Raw genomic sequence first — 19,298 nt, 5'->3', positions numbered from 1 at the left:
CTCTTTACTTGGGCGACCAATGATGTTGAAAGATTAAATAGAAATAATGTGTTGATGAAAAAAAGCCGCCAGTCAGTGACTCGCGGCTTGGGTTATGGTGTTTAATTGTTTATCGAGGTGCTACCGTCACACTGTTAATTGATAGCGGATCTAATGTTGGCTTCGGTAGTTTAAGTGCTTGTACTGCGCTTAAACCTGCTGAAGTGATCCCACCTTCATATTGTGGCTTAGACTCACCAGGAACAAGGTATGCTTTTGAACCTGGGTTCCATGCAGCAAAGAAATCTGACAGATCTTTTTGTGCAGCGTAAGAGGCACATAACATTAGTTGATCACCTTTGCTTAATTCACTTTGATCACGACAAACGTTATTGGTTGGTAATAGCGTGTTGTCTTCTTCATTATTACGCGTTAAACGATGCATTAGCTTGATCAAATCCCAGCCTTTTAGTCCGGTTACAGTATTCGCGTAGTAAGATGGCAAAGGTGCTTTGATAGCGTTATTGATATCAAACTCTTGCTCTGCCCATTCTTTTAACTGAGCAAACATCAGTAAACGTTCACCGTTACCGTCAGCAGCCCATGCATGTCCTTGCTCTAGGCGGACAAAGTTAGGTGCCATTTTTATATCAGCTTCGACACGGGTCATTTTACCGAGGTATTTATCCTGCATGTAAAGTGCCAGCATGTTGTTCACCACTTCTGTAGCACCTTCCACATTAAATGGTGCTTCAGCGGCATTGTGACCAACCTCGTGCCATAGCAACCAGTCATTTAGTGGCGTAGTTGATAGTGATGTTGATGTTTTATTAAAGCTGCCGTTCATCACTGGGTAGCCGGAGTGGGCTGCGCCAATAGAAATAGCGATATCGTTTACAAAGTGGTGCTTGTTATTCGATCGCGTACTATCTGTCGCTTTGCCATTACGACCATTTCCTTCTCCGACCGCTTCATCACGAGCGTAGAAATCATTGACATCTGCGGAGAACATATCAAGTTCTGCTGCAAATTTGGTTCTATCCCCACCGTAATTGCTTGCTGTTAAATTCTCAGCGGCAGCGGTGTAAATAAAGGTATTCGATTCAATTTCACCAATTGGTGCTGGTGAGCTTTGATCGTTAATCCATTTATCGACCTTAAACCAAGGGGCGTTCACCGTACCTGAGAAGTTTAATGTCACAGGATTGGTTTCATTACCTTGCACATATACGAGACCACCATAAGGCGCTGTAAAATTAGCTGTTGCATTGGGTTGTAGAGTAAAGGTCTTGGTCATACGAGGCGGACGCTTTAAACCTAACTCATGTTTTTCACGTCCTGTTAAATCATCTGCCAGTGCAACGGTTACTGTGATCGGATTACTATTACCTGATGCTGTGATTGTCATTGGTTCATGTGCAATTGCCCATTGACCCGTAGCTTGACGGTTTCCTGCAAACCAAGCGGCAGTGTTATTGCTTAAATCAACAGTGATGCTAGTGCTACCACCACTTGTTGTAACTTCACCTGGGTATTGGCGAACATCTGCTTTAATATCAAGATCGAAGTAAGTTCGACCCAACATCAAGCGTGTTAGCGGTTTTTCCATGTAATTTAATGGGTAGCTTGGGTTCATCCAGCCAGCGTATTTACCTACGTTTTCTTTCTCTGCGCCATAAACCATGTTGTTGGCTTCAAGACTTTTCTTTAGCGCATCACTACAGGTGGTTTGCCCTGCAGCGGTATCACCATAACAGTTTAGGAACTCAGTAAAGCGTTCAAAGCCAAGTTCGTCTTCTTTACCAGATTCAAAGCGATAATCGAGATCGTTCCATAACCATACAGTCATGTTTTGGTAGATACGATTAAGATCAACACTGCTTAAGCGTTCACCTTGGCTGCCTCTAGTTCTAAAATACAGCTCGTGTTGATATAAACGCTCGATATTAGTACCAAGATCTGCCGCTTTAATCATGGCTTTTGCTGTCGCTTCATCAAGTGGTAACTCTTTATAAAGCGCGCGATGCATACCACCAGATAGACGTATATCATTCCCCGGACGATACTCTAGACAGTTAATCTCATAGTGATAATCCGTTAACGTACATTCTTTAACATTGAACTCTTTAAGAATACGTTGTTTGTCTGCTTCAATAGCTTCTGGCGCTCGTTCCTTACCTTCTTGGAAGGTATCAACGAAAGCTAACAGCTTAACGTTTTCACCTTGCTCGTTTTTAATTAGCTTATGTGCGACTTCTAAGTTTGGTTTATCGTCAGGCTTTTTGTTTTCGATAAAATCCCATGTAACTGTGCCAGTCACTTCGTCTATGTTATACGGCTGTTTTAGTTTATCTGTATCGCCATCTTTAACTGCAGCATAGCGCTCTAAGACCCAGTAACCGTGTTGACGTTGAGAACGTACGCGATCAGGGTAGCCATAACTTGGGCCATTACCACCTGCGGTTGATTGACCATTAATTGCTAATCCTGCACCGTCCAGTAAACGAGTAAAGTCATCGTTTACACGTTTAGTAATACTTTCCATGATCAAGATATTACCGCCACGCTCTACATAACTGAGTAGATCAGAAACATCTTGTTGAGTTAGTTTAGGTTGATCGGTGTTGGCAAAAGAAGGGATCTCACCACTGATTGATACACTATTTTCGTAGCCATTTAGAATTAACAACGGCATATCAACGGGATCGATACCACTAAAGCTTGAAAGCTGTTGAGCTGTCATCTTAAAGCGAGGATCAATGACAAATGGTGCTTTATTACCAATGACTAGATGTCCTGAACGGCGGAAATAAACATCAGGAATATTGGTACCAATGTTGATTGGCTCTGCTGATGTAGCGTATTTATCACCAATTAAATAACGGAAGGTATTGGAGAAGAAATTCGCCATATCTTCGGAATCTTGGGTGTTATTCCAACATGCTCCGTTGTCACTTACGCCGTTATCCCAACTATAGCTTTCAGGACACACCAGAATCGTGTTGTATTTGCTGTTACCTAACAACATAACTTTACCTGCGCCTACTTCACCAATACTGATAAATGGCAGATTAAAGGTTGCAGTGTTACCACTGACTAAATCTGGCTTCACTGTTGATGGTGATTCAGTAATGTATGCAAGAGAACGTTCGTCCCATGCTTTCTTCTGACCAAAACGTAGCCAAAAGTTATTATCGTTACGCGGCATCAATACAGGAAATGCTGCATTTGAAATGTTGATTGCACCTTGTCCACGAGGATAACCTGGACTGCCGTAGTACCAGGTTTCGTCACTAAATACGTGGAATTTAGTGACAGGTTTCCAGCCTTCTGACTGCGCATCAACACCAGCACCCCATAGCTTTAAAATATCCGCTTGAATGTTACCGCCAGCATCCATCACACGAGGAAACGATAAGCTTGAGATACTGCGTGTGGCACTACATTTACCTTCACAAATCGCAGTGTCGATATCTAGTGCTAAACCTTGGTTAAATTGTTTATCAAACTCTCCATCAATAGGGGTTTGAGTACCTGTGCCGTTATCAAGCATTACAGGCTCTGACAGTGATAGGTTAATCGCTTCATTGATGACGTTCGGGTACATGGCAAAGACTTGGCGAACACGATCGTTGATCACAAGCTGTGAATCATCATGGGAGTAGCGCTGCAATAAACGTTCAGCATTACGGCCTAGGTGCTCAGCGCCTAAATCTGTAATGGAAAACTGCGTTTTGTTGGCTTTGATTTCACCTAATTCAAAGGTATCGATACCAAAAGAGACAGTTTCACCCCAGTTGAATGAGAATTTGCCTTGTTCATCGGTAATGCCTCGAGATGAATGGCTGTAGTACTCAATACCTTGTACTGGATTGTTGTGACTATCAACCAGTGTACCTTGAGATAGGATCACCTCTGTCGGTTGATAAACCAAGTTTGCCTCCGCATTGGCAGAAACAAAGTTAGAATTTAGATCGTCACTTGTACCAGGAGTGACTTCTGGTTTTACATCCGGTTCATGAGTAGAAGGCTTGCTATCCGCTTCGGTATTCTCTTCGACTTTATCGACTAATAACTTGTTAAATTCATCTTTACTTAAGGTCTGTAATTCCGTGGAATGATACAAGCTGTTAAAACGTACTTGCTCAGCAGAAGATAATGACAGCTCAACTACGCCACCGATAGCAGTACCACTTTTAAGTAATAGGCTTCGAGTGTTATCTAACGCATTTTGCAGTTCAATAGCATCTGTGATCGCAACAAAACGATCTGAATCCGCTAAGTTTAAGCGCTTAACTTTTTCTAAGGCTTTGCCTTTGGTGATTTTAAGCTCGATATTGCTAAATGTTGCAAGCTCAACAGCACCGTAATAGCAACTGACAGTATCGCCATTATTAATAATCAGGCTGTTTGCTGTTTCACCATTACATAGCACGCTGTTGCCAAAACTAAGATCGCTATCTAAAGCAAAAAGTGCGGTGGCGGTTGGATCTGGCTCTACTGGAGGGATGACTTCCGGATCACCTGTTTCAGGATCAACAGGTGGAGGCGTGATCTCAGGCTCTGGTTCCGGAAGCGGTTCACTCGGCAGAATTTCGGTAGGAGGAATAATGGTTGTGTTAGACGTATCGTCATCATGACAACCCATCAACAAAATTGATGAGCTAATAGCAACTGCAATAAGTTTCTTTTGCATGAAGGCATGACCTAAAATAGTAATTTATTGCTGTTGTATATTGTAAAAATAAAGGCTTAACAATGTTATTTATCTGTCATTAATATTTAGAAACAATATTGATATAAAAGTATTGTATTGATAAAAGGTATAAATTGTAACGATATAAATACCTAAAAAGCTGTCAAAATATTGTTGTTTATTCTTAAGGTGAGCGGTATCTTTTTGGCGTGTTTTAAAATATTGTTTCCACTTTTCCTTGAGCAAAAATTCTTCCAGAGATCACTTTATGCGAGTTTTTGTTTTGAATCTTTATTTGCTCGTTCAGTTTTCCATGCTCTAAAGCGATACCCTTTGTAGAGGCTTCGAATTCTCCTCTTTTTGCCACAATGAGCACTTCATCTCCCTTATTTATCAAAAAGGGTTTCTTTAATAAGTTTTCAGTGATCAGTTGTCCTTGGCGAACTCTTCTTGTTGTATATGAGCCGATAGTTTGATCTGTTGAGGTAAGGATGGCTTTAGAGCTTTTTAGTCGTATTGATTGGTGACTGAGCATGTCACTGGTAATCATTTCATTTCGATTGATCTGTGTTTTGGCAACCAGTACGGGGAGAGTGATTTCAACATAAATAGTTGCATTGAACTGCCAGTTCATAGGCGTGCTTTCACACTTAACTTGTCGTTTTAAGCGTCCAATAGGTTGGGCTTGGTTATCTTGGCTCGAAAAGCCTAATGGCGTTGGGCAAGAAGGTAGTGATGAAGCTGCCGTTGGCAGTTTTACCTTAATTTTGCTGGTAACGTTCGACCATTGATGACGCTCGCTATAGTTGTCGATTTCTTGATTTACGGCTCTTTTTAATTGTTGTTCTAACAATTTGGTATCAAGTTTATGATCTTTTGAGGCGACTTTCTGTGATGCTGAATTCGCCCATCCTAATGTGGGTAGCAGCAATAACATCATCAGTGAAATTACATGTAATATCTGCACAATTTTTCCTTTCCGTTTGACTTCCTTTAGAGGAAATTTCCTTTCCGTAATGTTCATAAATAACTGAAAAATAATGCTTATTATTATGGCATGTATTTTGGATTCTCTCTTTTTATTGCAATAGCTATTGTGCTTGCTAAGGAGAGATTGATGGCTATAAATTTTGATAGTGCATTGGGAGTTCATCCACAAACACTAGATTTTCGAGTGCAAAGAGCCAAGGTGCTTGCCAGTAATTTAGCAAATGTTGATACCCCTGGGTATCTTGCCAAAGATATTCGTTTTGATGTCATCGTAAATCAGATGGATTTGGGAAAAGTACAAAAGGCCACTTCTCAGCTGTTGGTGTCTGATGGTTATAGCGTGCCATATCAAAATTCCAAGGATGGTAACACGGTCGAACTGAGTGTCGAGCAAGCCAAATTTACCAAGAACAATATGGATTTTCAGAGCAGCCTAACCTTCATGAATATGAAATTTAAAGGTTTGGCTGAAGTAATTAAGGGGCGTTAACCATGGCTTTTACTGATATTTATGCCATTGCTGGCTCTGCAATGAATGCACAAACTATACGTTTGAATACTGTCGCAAGTAATTTAGCGAATGCTGATGCGGTAGCGGCAAATCCTGATGATGCCTATCAAGCGTTGAAACCTATTTTTGCGACTGTTTATGGCAAAACACAGTTAACTGGCGATCAAGCTAATTATCCCAGTGCAGAAGTAAGGATCATGGATGTTGTTCAACACGCAGGTGAGGCAGAAAAGCGCTTTGAACCGAGCAACCCACTCGCTAATGATGAAGGTTATGTTTATTACCCTGATATAGATGTAGTCGCTGAAATGGCAGACATGATGTCAGCTACCCGAAGCTTTGAAACTAACGTTGAAGTGCTTAGTAACGTAAAAAGTATGCAGCAAGGGTTGCTGCGTTTAGGGGAGGGTAATTAATGACTATTGCCCAATTTAGTGCATTAAGTACCGATGTTCCCGCTATTGAGTCATCAACGTCTACCGTTGCGGGCAATCCGAATAGCGCCAATGATGCTAATGGATTGAAAAATGAATTTATCAATTTGATGGTGGCACAGATCCAAAATCAAGATCCGTTAAATCCGCTTGATGGCACTGAATATGTTGGTCAGCTAGCGCAATTTTCCCAAGTAGAAAGCACTGAAAACATGGCAAAGCTGATGCAAAACAGCATGGTGTTACTCGATAACATGCAAGTGCTATCAACGGCTGGGTTAGTAGGGAAAACCGTTTATGTTGAAGGTAATGAAGTTGAATTGACGAATGCTAAGCAGCAAGGACGAATTGAATTAGAACATGCATCAAGCACCGTCTCGGTTGTTTTAACAGATCAACTTGGTAACAAGAAAATCATGCCGTTAGGCCCTAAAAATAAAGGTGAAGTGGAATTTACGATTGATCCTAACGCGTTGGGTTTAGCTAAAGGGCAATATCAAATCAGTGTTGAAGTGGCGAAAGATTTACCACAACCCAGTGTTTTGCTGGCAGGAGAAGTATCACAAGTACGTGTGCCATCGAATGGCGGTGCTGCGTTGGTCAATGTTGAAGGTATTGGTCGAGTACCGTTTTATCAAATTAGCCAGTTTGGCGAGTAAATCTATTTAAGCTTTCGCTTGGTTTTCATCGTTAGCGAAAGCAATAAAGGAATGAAGAAAAGAGGATGTTATGAGTTTTGATATTGCATTAAGTGGATTAGACGCAACCAATGTTCAGTTAAATACGATTAGTAATAATATTGCCAATGTTTCTACCTCAGGTTTTAAAGAGTCACGTACTGAATTTTCAGCGGTATACAATGGTATGCAAGCTGGAGGGGTAGAAGTTGCCGCTATTTCGCAGAACTTTGATAAAACAGGCTCAATTACAGGGACAGGTCGACCGTTAGATCTGGCGATTTCGGGCAGTGGCTTTTTTGTCACTAAAGATCATACTGGGCAAACTTTATATACCCGTTCAGGTGTGTTTGGATCTGATAAAGATAACAACATTGTTAGTAATAATGGTGCCAAACTTCAAGGCTATACCGTTGATGCGAATAACAATTTACAAGCAGGCGCGGTAGGAAATTTAAAAATCACCACCGCTTCACTGCCAGCAAAAGCGACAGATGAGCTAGCTTTTGTGGCTAACTTAGATGCCCGGTCGAGTGTTATTGATCCTGCTATTAATCCGTTTGATCCTAATTCAACTGATAGCTTTAATTCTTCTTATACCTCAAAAGTGTATGACTCTTTAGGTAACCCTCATACCGTTACACAGTATTTCACTAAAACTAATGCTAATGAGTGGCAAGTGAATGTGGTCGTTGATGGCGCGGCTACACCGTCGCAAACCCAAAATGTTGTTTTTAATACCGACGGTACACTGCAATCACCAACGGCTCCTTTTGCTGTAAATTTCAACCCAGCAGGTGCGGATGCGGCGAATATCAATATTGATATAGCTGGGACGACTCAGTTTGGTGCGGATTTTGGCGTGAGCACTAATGCGCCAAATGGCTATACCTCAGGTGAGCTCGCTGGTGTGCGTGTTGAAGATAACGGGATGGTGTTTGCCACTTACACTAATGGTCAATCTCAGTTACAAGGTCAGGTGATGTTGGCTGATTTTGCTAATCCTCAAGGCTTGGTAAAAACCAATGGCACTTCTTGGATCCAAAGTTTTAGTTCAGGCGCTCCCGTTAATGGTGCACCGGGTACGGGCACATTAGGCGGGTTGGTTGCTGGTGCGCTAGAAGGCTCGAATGTCGATCTTACCAGTGAATTAGTTAGCTTAATGACAGCTCAGCGTAACTATCAAGCCAATGCCAAAACCATTTCAACTTCGGCCAAACTCACCCAATCACTGTTCAATGCAGTGTAGTAAGAGGTTGTTATGGATAGTTTTTTATATACCGCAACCAGTGGTGCTAGTCGAGTAATGAAAGCGCAGCATGTGCGCTCAAATAACTTATCAAATGCAGACACTGCTGGATTTCGAGCAGATATGGAGCGGGTACAAAGTATTCCTCTGCAAGGTGCCGGTTTTGATGGTCGCACCATGGTTGTGACTAATTCAGCAGCGACACGCTTTGATGCTGGTGATGTGATCAAAACAGGGCGAGCATTAGATATTGTGATTAACGGTGATGGCTTTTTTACCGTGCAAACCATAGCTGGCAATGAAGCCTATACCCGAGCAGGCAATATTCGAGTCGATGAAGAGGGCATGATGCGAGTTAATGGTTTTCCTTTGATGTCAGAAGGGGAAGCCTTAGTGCTACCAGAGCATCAAGATGTGGAAATTAGCGATAAAGGTGTAGTGACTGTCGTGCCGCCTGGCGGTGGTGCCAAGCTGGAAGTTGGACAATTGAAGTTAGTCGATCCTGAGTTCACTCAACTGCAAAAACACAGTGATGGTCTATTTCATCCCATCAACGATCAAGTGTTTGCGCAAGATCCTACTGTGGCTATAACGGCCGGGCATTTAGAAGGCAGTAATGTTTCTGCGATTAATGAGCTTGTTAGCGTGATGTCGCTGACTCGCAATTTTGAAATGCAAGTGCGGATGATGAAAACTGCAGAAACGTTAGCACAAGCAGGCACACGGTTAATGAATCCTCGCTAATGGCGTTGGTACTGATTAGTTACAAGGAGAGTCGTCATGCATTCAGCACTTTGGGTTAGTAAAACAGGAATGGCAGCGCAAGATACCAAAATGACTGCGATTTCTAACAATTTAGCCAATGTTAATACGGTAGGTTTCAAACGAGATCGGGTTGTTTTTGAAGATCTTTTTTATAGCATTCAACGTCAACCAGGCGCGCAAGTTGATCAGTTAAATCAACTTCCTAGCGGTGTGCAACTTGGTAGTGGTGTTAGAGTTGTTGGGACACAAAAAGTGTTTACGCAAGGTAATTCACAAAATACCCAACAACAACTGGATCTAGCGGTTATGGGATCGGGTTTTTTCCAAATTGAAAACTCTGATGGTCAAGTTATGTATAGCCGTAATGGGCAGTTCCACGTTAATTCAGAAGGCTTAATGGTGAACGGACAAGGCTTACCATTACAGCCACAAATCCAAATTCCAGAAGATGCCAATAGTATCTCTATCGGTGTGGACGGCATTGTTACAGCCACTTTAGCAGGGGATCCTGAGCCGCAAGAATTAGGTCAAATCACCTTAGCCAAGTTTATTAACCCTGCGGGTTTAGAAGCGGTTGGTGGCAACCTTTATAAAGAGACACAAGCCAGTGGACAGGCACAAGAGATCATCGCAGGCACTGATGGCGCAGGCAGTTTGAAGCAAGGGGCATTAGAAGGCTCAAACGTACAGGTGGTTGAAGAAATGGTTGATATGATCACCACTCAAAGGGCTTATGAAATGAATGCCAAAGTCGTCTCTGCTGCTGATGATATGCTGAAATTTGTCGCTCAAGCCGTGTAAGGAGTGAGGATGAATCCGTTTCTAATATTGCTATGTTTTCTTTTTCTATTATCAGGTTGTGCGGTACGTGAAGAGTTTATTCCACCTGAACCTAATGATGCTGCTTTTGCGCCGCCCGATCTTGATTACAGCTTACCTGAAGCCAAACATGGCAGTTTGTATCGCCATAATTACTCGATGACCTTGTTTCAAGATCGTCGTGCCTACCGTGTGGGTGATGTGCTTACTGTATTACTTAATGAGCAAACCCAATCGAGTAAAAAAGCCAATACTAAATTTGGTAAATCATCATCTATTGATTTTGCTGTGCCGACATTAGGTAATAAAACCTTTGATGATCTCTCTGCCAGTGTCAGTGGCGACCGTGGTTTTGATGGTGCGGCTGCTAGTACGCAAGGCAATAAGCTGCAAGGGGCAATCACAGTTACGGTGCATAAAGTCCTACCTAACGGCGTGTTGATGATCCGAGGTGAAAAGTGGATTCGACTAAACCAAGGGGATGAATACATACGCTTAACGGGCGTGGTTCGGGTTGATGATGTGAATCGTCATAATCAAGTTTCATCTCAGCGAATTGGTGATGCAAGGATCACTTATTCAGGACGAGGGGCACTGGCTGATAGCAATGCTGCAGGCTGGTTAACACAATTTTTCACTAGCCCATGGATGCCTTTCTAATGAAAAAAATGGTTTATTTAATCCTGACTTTTTTGTGTGTGACGTTTGGTTGGATGCCGCTTAAAGTTAGTGCGAAAACAGCAGTACCTATGATGGATTTAGTGGATGTGCAAGGCATACGTTCAAATCAGCTGGTGGGTTATGGCTTAGTGGTTGGCCTCGATGGTTCAGGAGATCGAAATCAAGTGAAATTTACCAGCCAGTCTATTACCAATATGCTGCGTCAATTTGGGGTACAAATTGGCGATAGGATCGATCCAAAGCTTAAAAATGTCGCTTCAGTGAGTGTTACTGCTACCGTTGAAGCGATGGCAGGACCCGGTCAAGAGCTCAATGTTGTGGTTTCATCTATTGGTGATGCAAAAAGCCTACGTGGCGGTACTTTATTACTGACGCCACTGAGAGGTATAGATGGTGAGGTTTATGCTGTTGCACAGGGAAATGTGGTTGTCGGAGGGGTAAAAGCAGAAGGGCAAAGCGGTTCAAAAATCACCGTCAATACTCCAACCACAGGGCGCATTCCTAATGGTGCAACGTTAGAGCGAGAAATACCGACGGATTTTAATAACAGCAGCATAGTCACCCTGAATTTACGTCAACCGAGTTTTACTACCGCGAAGAATATTGCTCGTGCAATCAATACTACGTTTGGGCCTAAGGTCGCGACAGCGGTAAGTAAAGGGCGAGTAGAAATGCGTGCGCCGCAAGACCTACAACAACGAGTGACGTTTATGTCGATGTTGGAAGATTTAAAAGTAATGACGGGGCGAAAAGCGGCTCGAGTCGTATTTAATGCTCGAACAGGAACCGTGGTCGTAGGCAAAAATGTTCGAGTGAGTGAAGCGGCGGTGAGTCACGGTAACCTTACTGTGACGATTTCAGAAAGCCAACAAATCAGCCAGCCTAATGCTTTTAGTCAAGGCACTACAGAGCGTGTCAACAACTCGACTGTCGATATTAACCAAGATGAGACGCAAATGTACATTTGGCCTGAAGGAACAGAGCTTAATACTATTGTGAATGCCGTGAACAGCTTAGGTGCGTCACCTGATGATTTGATGTCTATTTTACAGGCATTACATGAAGCGGGCGCATTGAATGCAGAGCTGGTAGTGATCTAGGAGGCTTTAATGAATAGCGAAACTAATATCACGACGCTCAGTAAGAATAATGTGCTGTATCACGATAATAATGGTTTGCAGCAAATTAAACATTCGATCTCCGATCAACAAGGGCTAGAGGTGGTTGCTGGGCAATTTGAAGCGATGTTTTTGCAAATGGTGTTACGTCAAATGCGGAGCAGTAGCGATGTGTTAGCGAATGAAGACAATCCGTTTTCGAGTAAACAGCAGAGCGTGTATCGAGATTTTTACGATGGTCAGTTAGCAATTGAAATGGCAAAACAGCAACAAACGGGGATCAGTGAAATGCTAGTGAAGCAGTTAAGCTCTGAACGCCAATTTAATAATGCTGATAATCCTGTCGCCTTAACTCATCAAGCGCGACCATCACAGGAAAAACAGCCAGTGATCAAGCAAGACACGGCTCATTCTATTGCTATGAGTAATAGCGCTGCCTTTCAACAATCACTGCAATATTACAAGGAGCGTTAACGGCTATGAATATGATCAATATTGGTTTAAGTGGTTTAAATGCCAATAAAACGGCGCTTGATGTTACTGCTCATAATGTCGCTAATGTCAACACTGTCGGTTATAGCCGACAACAAGCGATGATGAGTGCGTTAGCGGGACGTGAACTTTTCAGCGCTGGCAGTGGGGTTGAAGTTGATAGCATTCGCCGTGTATCGGATCAATTCATTGTAAAACAAATGTGGGCGGCAACCAGTCAACAAGCAGCAAGCAATGCGAATTTAGCTAATATGACGATGCTAGAAAGCCTATTAGGTGGCGAGGGCTTTAATATTAGTGCTGGCTTGGACTCGTTATTTTCAGCATTAAATGACGCGACGTTAAAACCTGAATCTACCCCTAATCGCCAGCAAATTATTAATGAAGCTAAAGCGTTATCTCGTCGTTTTAATACCTTGTCTGAATCTTTACATGGTCAAGGTAACCGTATCAGCGATAAGGCGACGGCATCTATTGAGCATACTAACAGCTTAATGAGCAATATTGCTGATATAAACCATCGCGTTGTTGAGACACAAGCGACAGGTGGTAATCCTTCTCAGCTTATTGATGAGCGAGACGTATTAATCAAACAGCTTTCTGAAGTGGTAGAGATCAGTTCAACGCAACAACCTAATGGTAGTTTGCAAGTCACGTTAGCATCAGGGCAACCATTGATATTAGGCAGTGATGCTGCACAATTAAAATCTACTCCGATAGTTAATGAGCCGTTTATTAAGAACATTGAAATTGATTTTTCTGGGCAAACCTTTGCAGTTACAGGTGAGTTAGGAGGGCAGTTAGGAGCATTTGATAACTATCTTAAAGACACCTTAAAACTTACCCAACAAGCGCTTAATGAGATGGCACAAAACCTAGCAACCGAATTTAATCAGGTACTAGCGACGGGTTTTGATTTAAATGGTAATGCAGGGCAAGCATTGTTTTCATTTGATCCTAATTCACCAGCAGCCAGCCTTGATATTACCGCGATCACACCAGCTGAGCTGGCATTATCTTCAGATGGGACACCGGGTAACAGTGATACGTTACAAGCCTTGATCGATTTGTCGACAAAACCAATGGCGATCACTGGGTTAGGTAGTGTGACCTTGAATGATGCATTTGCCTCTATGGTGGGTAAAACAGCTATTGAAACACGACAAGCCGCCGTTGATCAAAAAGCAGCAGAAACCTTATTCAGTCAAGCCAACGCAGCACGAGATAATTTAAGTGCGGTTAACAGTGATGAAGAAGCGGCAAACCTAATGACATTTACCAATGCTTATCAAGCAAACATGAAAGTGATCAGCACAGCCAATGAACTGTTCGATTCAGTATTACGATTATTGTAAGGGATGAATGATGAGAGTCAGTGATACGCAATTTAGCCAGCTAATGTTAACAAGCCTATCAAAAAATAACCAAGGCTTAGGTGAAGTGTTAGCGCAGATGTCGACAGGTCAGCGATTACTAAAATTGTCTGACAATCCGATTGATTCCATCAACTTATTGAATCTCGAACGTGAAAATAGCGCAATAAATCAGTATCAAGACAATATCAACAATGTGAAAACAGCGCTATCGTCGCAAGAAGTTCATTTAATGGCTGCAAGTGATACGTTAAAGGACATGCGAGATACTTTGCTATTAGCGTCAAATGGCGCGATATCAGATGCCGATAGAGAAAGTTATGCCAATAAATTAGTTAGTTTACGTGATGCATTGATATCTTCTTTTAACGTTCAAGATGAAGAAGGTAATTACCTTTTTTCCGGTACTCAAAGTGATGTTCCAGCGATCACACCGCAGCCTGCTGGTGGTTATATTTTTGAAGGCAATAGTGATAAACGTGTGGTGACGGTAGCAAAGGGCGTGACGATGGAAGCCAATTTTGCTTCACAAGAAATGCTCGATCTTGGCGGTAATAATATCTTAAATCAGATTGACGCAGCGATAACCGAGTTACAAGCCCCAACAGCAAATCTCAATAACACCTTACAAGCAACGTTAAACACTTTAGATATAACACATGATAACGTTTTAGCTGCAGTAACCGATATTGGTGGGCGTCATAATAATTTAGATTTAATGGAAACCAGCCATGGCGATAATAAGTTATTTGTTGAAGCGGTAACCAATGATCTAGAAGCGTTGGATTATGGTGAAGCGTCGGTACGTTTAAATAATTATATGGCGGCATTACAAGCAACACAGGCGAGCTACATGAAAATTAACGATTTATCATTGTTTAATCGTTTGTAAGGTAGTGCAGTATTATGGTGACCAGTACAGCGGAAGTTAGAACCCAGAATATTCACTTTACCAATGCCAACAAGCAGTCGGTGGTAACGCCTGCTGTGGCAGGTAAGGTTGATGCTAAAAATGCCTCGACTTCGCCGTTAAAGCAATTGAGTTATCAACCTGATGGATATGCAGTTTCTAAAACACTACTTGCGAAAGGGCAGCAGCAAGCAACATCAGTACAAATTGCACAACAGGCGTTAGGTGCGGTAGGGCGAGAATTACAAGCCATAAAGAAGGTATTAAGTGCAGAGCTTATTGCCCATCGTGCTATTGACCCATCTTCTCAAACCAATGCTAATCGCCATTTGGATTCGATTAAAAACATACTTAATCAAGCCAAAAGTGATGGTCTACGTGTCATTGATGCCGAGCTAAAGGTGAATATTGATAGGCCAATAACACGGACATTTTCAGTACCTGGTTTGAATGTTCAGCGTCAGCGAGAGCACAGTGAGCTGATTAAATTAAGCTTTCAACAGTTAGGAACGGTTGTTGTTAATATGGATGCGAAACTAAGTGATAAAGCGTTAGTGTCGCAGATAGATCGTCATGTGATCCCTTTTGGTCTTCGCGCATCAGTGCAAGATAATGGTGATATTACATTTCGTGCCAATGAACATGATTACCAAAGTCTTGAAGGTAAAGTACTGGTTGTTGGTCAGGGGCATAGATACCCAGCGGGACAGGCAAATACGTTAACGATTAAGCCTGAACCGGAAGGGATTGAAGATGGACAACTTAGCTTAAATAACCGCGAGCAAATCCGCGATACATTAGTAAAAGTGAATCAGCATTTACGGCAAGTGCAACAAAGTCTCGATGATATAAAAGCTTACCAAACGGCATTGGCTAAACAAATGGCAGCAGCAAAAGCTAACACTGCTGTGAGTGATATCAAGCAAGTGGAAGATAAGCTTAGCCAGTTGTCAGGTACGGGTAATCAACAGTTTAGCGCAACTTATCGAACCTTAGCGGCACAAGCGAACGTTCACCGTCATACTGTTGTTGCTTTACTAAAATAACGGTCGCTTTTCCTATTGCTGATTTTCATCGGCACAGCATTCATCTTGTAAATATGCGATCACTGAATCTAATTTCTGGTATTCCGCCACGCAAAACAAGGTTCGTCCTTCTCTACGCTGTGAAATCAACCCAGCTGATGCTAGTCCTGAAATATGGTGAGAGAGAGTAGAGCCGGGAATCGCCAGTTTTTCTTGTAAACCACCCACAGCAATACCTTGATGACCTGCTCTTATCACCGATTTGTAAATCATTAATCGTGTCGGATGACCTAATTCTTTCAATGCTTTAGCGATAATTTCTGTATTCATCTTACGTCTCGTACTGAATTTATATTTCGATAATACTAGAAATATCTTGATCGTTCCAATCGGTTAATCTATATTTCGATTATTCTAGAAATATAGATTAAAGGTTTTGTGATGTTAAAAGATACGTTAGAGATGTTTCTCTTTTTAGCTATTGAGCTAACGCTATTGTTTTTATTGATTAGCTTTTTAGTGGGAGTGTTGCAAAGCTATATTCCACCGAAAAAGATCCAGCAGATCCTGAGTGGTAAACAAGGGAGTGGCTATATCGTGGCTGGCCTGTTAGGTGCGATTACGCCTTTTTGTTCTTGCTCTACGATTCCGTTTTTAAAAGGATTGCTCAGAGCAAAAGCAGGTTTTGGTACCATGATGGTGTTTTTGTTTGCAAGTCCGTTACTTAATCCAATCATTATCGGTTTATTCATTGCTACTTTTGGCATTAAAGTTGCGGTGTTTTACTTTGTAATGGCGATGGGTGTTTCTGTCATTGCAGGTGTGGTGTTAGAAAAACTCAATTTTGAGCGTTTTGTAAAGCCAGAAGCCTATATTGAGCCTGAGCCATCGTGTTGTGCGAAGAGTTGTAGCGGTACTAAGGTTGAAACCAATAAATGGAAAAAAATCTGGGATACCACTTGGAAAGACTTTAAAAAAGTACTGCCGTATTTAATTGGTGGTATTGCTATTGGCTCTGTGATTTATGGTTTTATGCCAACGGAATTTGTTGCCAAAGTAGCCAATGAAAATAACCCATTTGCGATTCCGGTAGCGGCTATTATTGGTATCCCGCTATACATTCGTGCTGAAGCGGTGATCCCATTAAGTGCGGCATTAGCTGCAAAAGGAATGGGACTAGGTGCGGTAATGGCATTAATTATTGGTAGTGCTGGCGCGAGTTTAACGGAAGTTATCTTGCTGAAATCAATATTTAAAACGCCAATGATCATTGCTTTTGTCACTGTGATTTTAACCATGGCGATGAGTGCAGGTTATATATATGGTTGGATATTTTAATGTTCACCATGGAATTTCAGTACCATCGTAGCTAAAGAACTTACCATTATCTTTTAAGCTCAGTCGCTGTAGTAAGTGAATTAATGCTGCAGCGACTTGTTCTGGCTGTTGTAAATTACCTTCAGGTACATTTTGCTGAAAAGGCTTTGATAAGTGGGTATCAGTTGTTCCGGGATGAAACGCAATAACACAGGTATTAAAGGCTTTATTTTTCCATTCAATGCTAATGGTTTTCAAAGCCATATTTAATGCCGCTTTTGAACTTCGGTAACTTATCCATCCACCTAAATGATTGTCTTCAATACTGCCAATTTTTGCCGAAACAGTCACAAAGTAATTCAATGTTTTTGATTTTAATTTAGGAGATAAGTACTTAGCGAGGAGCAGAGTTGGTAATACGTTCGTTGCGATATTTTGATTGAAAAAATCACTATCAAATTGAGTAATGGTTTTTTCTGGCATCTTATCTCCACTGTGTAACATGCCAACCGTATTGATAACGATATCAAGCTGGTCAAATGTTTCTGATAACTTAGCCACATCAGAATCTTTGCTGACATCAGTACGATGCCAAGTGAGCTGAGGGTGTTCAATAGTTGGTTGGCTGCTGTGGTATGTCGCATGGATACGATTAACCGTGCCTTGGCTTAGATATGCGTTTATTAAAGCTGAACCAATGCCACCTGTACCACCTAAGATCAATATTTGCATAAAGTGAAACTCATCGTATTGAAATAATAAGTATTAATACGATGAGTTTAGCTAAATAGTTTTGTTTAGTTACTTGCGTTTGAAGCGATCTCGAATAGATTCGATGATGCTTAAAACAATATAGAATGGGTTTGACGTTCTGTTATATTCTTCTAATACGTAAATATAGTTTGACTTATAATGCTCTACTGCTTCTTCACTTGTTTCTGCATAAATTACATCATCTAGGACTTCAAAGCCTTGAGAGAGTAAGGTTTCTTTTTCTTTAAGAAATGTCGATGATGACATATCAAGAAAAGTGAATTGTTTTCTATTGTTGTTAAGCGTAAAGAACTGAAATTTAATCGTCATCATTATTCCTCTATATTTCACCAAGCGTATAAAAATTGAAACGAAAGTTTGAGTAATACGTCTTTGGTGCCGCTAATACATGGAAATAATATTTAACTTATTGCGTTGTGATTATATTTGGTTGTAAAAGTATGCTTCATCCTATGTGATCAATAACTAAACAAACAAGGGAAAGCCTCTCAGTTTTATTTGTAAGAGGATGTAAATGTCTTAGTGGTGATCATTTATATCGCGTGTTGTTAGAACTGTGATTAAAGGGATGCGCTCAATTAATATTATTTTTTACGTGTTATCTGATAAATAAAATTTATCGTAATAATAAAAATCCGTGTTTTTGAATGAGCGTCAATTACTATACTATCCGCGCCAGTTAATAACCCTACACGGTATAAGATATTGGCAACAACCACTTCTACAGCGCTGTATACAGATCTATCTTCTTACTACGATTTAATGTGTGCTGATATTAATTATCAAGCTCAAGCCGAGTGTATTCGTCGACTTCACCAGCTTTTTGGTAATAAAGGTACACGCCATTTAGATTTAGCCTGTGGTACAGGGCCTCATGTTCGTCATTTTATCGATAAAGGCTTTCAAAGTTCTGGTTTAGACATTAATCAGCCAATGCTAGATCTTGCCAAACTTCGCTGTCCAGAAGCAGAGTTTGTATTGCAGAACATGTGTGAATTTAAAGTCGATCAGCCGTTAGACTTGATCACTTGCTTCTTGTATTCCATTCACTATAGCGATGGCTTTGCAAACTTAACACGCTGTATTGAAAGCGCTCATGCAGCACTAAAAGATGACGGTATCTTTTGTTTTAATGCGGTGGAAAAGAATTTAATCAACAATGATTCTTTTGTTCGCCATAGCGTTGATCACGATAACAGCCGCTTTACCTTTAGTTCAGGTTGGTTCTACCAAGGTGAAGGTGAAAAACAAGCGCTGAAATTGAGTATTGAAAAAGCGGATACACTCAATACTGAAATTTGGCATGATGAACATCCAATGGTTGCGGTGAGCTTTATTGAACTTCAAGCGCTACTTGAGCCTTACTTTGAAGTGCATATGTTCGAGCATGACTATGAGAAACTTATTCCTTGGAATGGGGAATCAGGTAATGCAATCGTCGTGTGTGTGAAGAAGTAACTATAGAAGTTCACTATAATGTCAATTAAG

At 41.3% G+C, this 19,298-nt stretch carries 19 protein-coding genes; 14 read left to right on the top strand and 5 right to left on the bottom strand.

The features are described from left to right. Positions 1-109: 109 nt before the first annotated feature. Together Q7674_RS06195 and flgA are read right to left on the bottom strand one after the other, a co-directional pair. Positions 110-4,675: an SslE/AcfD family lipoprotein zinc metalloprotease gene (locus tag Q7674_RS06195; protein ID WP_305422092.1), complete on the bottom strand. Its 4,566-nt coding sequence runs from the start codon at positions 4,673-4,675 to the stop codon at positions 110-112. A 214-nt stretch (positions 4,676-4,889) separates the two neighbouring features. Continuing rightward, positions 4,890-5,642 (bottom strand): flagellar basal body P-ring formation chaperone FlgA, encoded by a 753-nt coding sequence (gene flgA / locus Q7674_RS06190; protein ID WP_237156747.1) that lies wholly within the window; start codon positions 5,640-5,642, stop codon positions 4,890-4,892. Positions 5,643-5,792: 150 nt separating this feature from the next. Between flgA and flgB the strand changes: the two genes are divergently transcribed. From flgB to Q7674_RS06130, 12 genes are all read left to right on the top strand, one after another. Continuing rightward, positions 5,793-6,155, top strand: a complete 363-nt coding sequence (flgB, locus tag Q7674_RS06185) for a flagellar basal body rod protein FlgB (protein WP_045065717.1) — start codon at positions 5,793-5,795, stop codon at positions 6,153-6,155. Positions 6,156-6,157: 2 nt separating this feature from the next. Further along, positions 6,158-6,592 carry a flagellar basal body rod protein FlgC gene (gene flgC / locus Q7674_RS06180; RefSeq protein WP_045065705.1) on the top strand — a complete coding sequence of 145 codons (435 nt, stop codon included), beginning with the start codon at positions 6,158-6,160 and terminating at the stop codon, positions 6,590-6,592. Beyond that, on the top strand, positions 6,592-7,269 hold the full coding sequence (gene flgD, locus Q7674_RS06175; RefSeq protein WP_045065703.1) for a flagellar hook assembly protein FlgD: 678 nt from the start codon (positions 6,592-6,594) through the stop codon (positions 7,267-7,269). Before flgC ends, flgD begins: the two co-directional genes overlap by 1 nt. Positions 7,270-7,339: 70 nt before the next feature. After that, entirely contained in the window at positions 7,340-8,536 is a 1,197-nt protein-coding gene (gene flgE, locus Q7674_RS06170; RefSeq protein ID WP_107229619.1) for a flagellar hook protein FlgE, read from the top strand. Positions 8,537-8,548: 12 nt separating this feature from the next. After that, positions 8,549-9,280: a flagellar basal body rod protein FlgF gene (locus Q7674_RS06165; protein ID WP_045065702.1), complete on the top strand. Its 732-nt coding sequence runs from the start codon at positions 8,549-8,551 to the stop codon at positions 9,278-9,280. Positions 9,281-9,316: 36 nt separating this feature from the next. Further along, the gene (gene flgG, locus Q7674_RS06160) at positions 9,317-10,102 is read left to right on the top strand and encodes a flagellar basal-body rod protein FlgG (RefSeq protein WP_045065700.1); all 786 of its coding nucleotides are present in this window, start codon (positions 9,317-9,319) and stop codon (positions 10,100-10,102) included. Between the two features lie 9 nt (positions 10,103-10,111). After that, a complete protein-coding gene (flgH, locus tag Q7674_RS06155) occupies positions 10,112-10,780 on the top strand; it encodes a flagellar basal body L-ring protein FlgH (protein ID WP_045065698.1) in 669 nt (222 codons plus the stop codon). Between the two features lie 53 nt (positions 10,781-10,833). Then, a complete protein-coding gene (locus Q7674_RS06150) occupies positions 10,834-11,901 on the top strand; it encodes a flagellar basal body P-ring protein FlgI (protein WP_237156752.1) in 1,068 nt (355 codons plus the stop codon). 9 nt (positions 11,902-11,910) lie between these two features. Continuing rightward, positions 11,911-12,393: a rod-binding protein gene (locus tag Q7674_RS06145; RefSeq protein WP_045065695.1), complete on the top strand. Its 483-nt coding sequence runs from the start codon at positions 11,911-11,913 to the stop codon at positions 12,391-12,393. Between the two features lie 5 nt (positions 12,394-12,398). Next, on the top strand, positions 12,399-13,766 hold the full coding sequence (flgK, locus tag Q7674_RS06140; protein WP_045065693.1) for a flagellar hook-associated protein FlgK: 1,368 nt from the start codon (positions 12,399-12,401) through the stop codon (positions 13,764-13,766). Between the two features lie 10 nt (positions 13,767-13,776). Then, positions 13,777-14,676, top strand: coding sequence for a flagellar hook-associated protein FlgL (flgL, locus tag Q7674_RS06135; RefSeq protein ID WP_045065692.1), 900 nt, complete (start codon positions 13,777-13,779; stop codon positions 14,674-14,676). A 14-nt stretch (positions 14,677-14,690) separates the two neighbouring features. Continuing rightward, positions 14,691-15,740, top strand: a complete 1,050-nt coding sequence (locus Q7674_RS06130) for a flagellin (protein ID WP_045065690.1) — start codon at positions 14,691-14,693, stop codon at positions 15,738-15,740. Between the two features lie 12 nt (positions 15,741-15,752). On the opposite strand, the gene Q7674_RS06125 is transcribed toward Q7674_RS06130, so the two are convergent. Continuing rightward, positions 15,753-16,049: an ArsR/SmtB family transcription factor gene (locus tag Q7674_RS06125; RefSeq protein ID WP_008988946.1), complete on the bottom strand. Its 297-nt coding sequence runs from the start codon at positions 16,047-16,049 to the stop codon at positions 15,753-15,755. A gap of 111 nt (positions 16,050-16,160) precedes the next feature. Here Q7674_RS06125 and Q7674_RS06120 point away from each other — a divergent pair, with 111 nt between their 5' ends. Next, complete coding sequence (locus Q7674_RS06120; protein WP_045065689.1) at positions 16,161-17,057, top strand: permease; 897 nt, start codon at positions 16,161-16,163, stop codon at positions 17,055-17,057. A gap of 3 nt (positions 17,058-17,060) precedes the next feature. Here Q7674_RS06120 and Q7674_RS06115 read toward each other — a convergent pair whose 3' ends face one another. Then, the gene (locus Q7674_RS06115; protein ID WP_045065688.1) at positions 17,061-17,768 is read right to left on the bottom strand and encodes an SDR family NAD(P)-dependent oxidoreductase; all 708 of its coding nucleotides are present in this window, start codon (positions 17,766-17,768) and stop codon (positions 17,061-17,063) included. Positions 17,769-17,837: 69 nt separating this feature from the next. Then, on the bottom strand, positions 17,838-18,119 hold the full coding sequence (locus tag Q7674_RS06110; RefSeq protein WP_045065686.1) for a hypothetical protein: 282 nt from the start codon (positions 18,117-18,119) through the stop codon (positions 17,838-17,840). A gap of 453 nt (positions 18,120-18,572) precedes the next feature. Between Q7674_RS06110 and Q7674_RS06105 the strand changes: the two genes are divergently transcribed. Then, positions 18,573-19,268 carry a class I SAM-dependent DNA methyltransferase gene (locus tag Q7674_RS06105; RefSeq protein ID WP_201798095.1) on the top strand — a complete coding sequence of 232 codons (696 nt, stop codon included), beginning with the start codon at positions 18,573-18,575 and terminating at the stop codon, positions 19,266-19,268. Positions 19,269-19,298 lie beyond the last annotated feature (30 nt).

Source organism: Photobacterium leiognathi, assembly GCF_030685535.1.
Taxonomy (GTDB): domain Bacteria; phylum Pseudomonadota; class Gammaproteobacteria; order Enterobacterales; family Vibrionaceae; genus Photobacterium; species Photobacterium leiognathi.
Note: the sequence above shows the minus strand (reverse complement) of the source record. Positions and strands in the feature narration are given on the sequence as shown.

Excerpts from the sequence above, each read along its gene's own strand:
- Q7674_RS06195 (WP_305422092.1), bottom strand. The coding sequence starts at position 4,675 with ATGCAAAAGAAACTTATTGCAGTTGCTATTAGCTCATCAATTTTGTTG.
- flgB (WP_045065717.1), top strand. The coding sequence starts at position 5,793 with ATGGCTATAAATTTTGATAGTGCATTGGGAGTTCATCCACAAACACTA.
- flgC (WP_045065705.1), top strand. The coding sequence starts at position 6,158 with ATGGCTTTTACTGATATTTATGCCATTGCTGGCTCTGCAATGAATGCA.
- flgD (WP_045065703.1), top strand. The coding sequence starts at position 6,592 with ATGACTATTGCCCAATTTAGTGCATTAAGTACCGATGTTCCCGCTATT.
- flgE (WP_107229619.1), top strand. The coding sequence starts at position 7,340 with ATGAGTTTTGATATTGCATTAAGTGGATTAGACGCAACCAATGTTCAG.
- Q7674_RS06165 (WP_045065702.1), top strand. The coding sequence starts at position 8,549 with ATGGATAGTTTTTTATATACCGCAACCAGTGGTGCTAGTCGAGTAATG.
- flgG (WP_045065700.1), top strand. The coding sequence starts at position 9,317 with ATGCATTCAGCACTTTGGGTTAGTAAAACAGGAATGGCAGCGCAAGAT.
- flgH (WP_045065698.1), top strand. The coding sequence starts at position 10,112 with ATGAATCCGTTTCTAATATTGCTATGTTTTCTTTTTCTATTATCAGGT.
- Q7674_RS06150 (WP_237156752.1), top strand. The coding sequence starts at position 10,834 with ATGCCGCTTAAAGTTAGTGCGAAAACAGCAGTACCTATGATGGATTTA.
- Q7674_RS06145 (WP_045065695.1), top strand. The coding sequence starts at position 11,911 with ATGAATAGCGAAACTAATATCACGACGCTCAGTAAGAATAATGTGCTG.
- flgK (WP_045065693.1), top strand. The coding sequence starts at position 12,399 with ATGAATATGATCAATATTGGTTTAAGTGGTTTAAATGCCAATAAAACG.
- flgL (WP_045065692.1), top strand. The coding sequence starts at position 13,777 with ATGAGAGTCAGTGATACGCAATTTAGCCAGCTAATGTTAACAAGCCTA.
- Q7674_RS06130 (WP_045065690.1), top strand. The coding sequence starts at position 14,691 with ATGGTGACCAGTACAGCGGAAGTTAGAACCCAGAATATTCACTTTACC.
- Q7674_RS06125 (WP_008988946.1), bottom strand. The coding sequence starts at position 16,049 with ATGAATACAGAAATTATCGCTAAAGCATTGAAAGAATTAGGTCATCCG.
- Q7674_RS06120 (WP_045065689.1), top strand. The coding sequence starts at position 16,161 with ATGTTAAAAGATACGTTAGAGATGTTTCTCTTTTTAGCTATTGAGCTA.
- Q7674_RS06115 (WP_045065688.1), bottom strand. The coding sequence starts at position 17,768 with ATGCAAATATTGATCTTAGGTGGTACAGGTGGCATTGGTTCAGCTTTA.
- Q7674_RS06110 (WP_045065686.1), bottom strand. The coding sequence starts at position 18,119 with ATGACGATTAAATTTCAGTTCTTTACGCTTAACAACAATAGAAAACAA.
- Q7674_RS06105 (WP_201798095.1), top strand. The coding sequence starts at position 18,573 with ATGTGTGCTGATATTAATTATCAAGCTCAAGCCGAGTGTATTCGTCGA.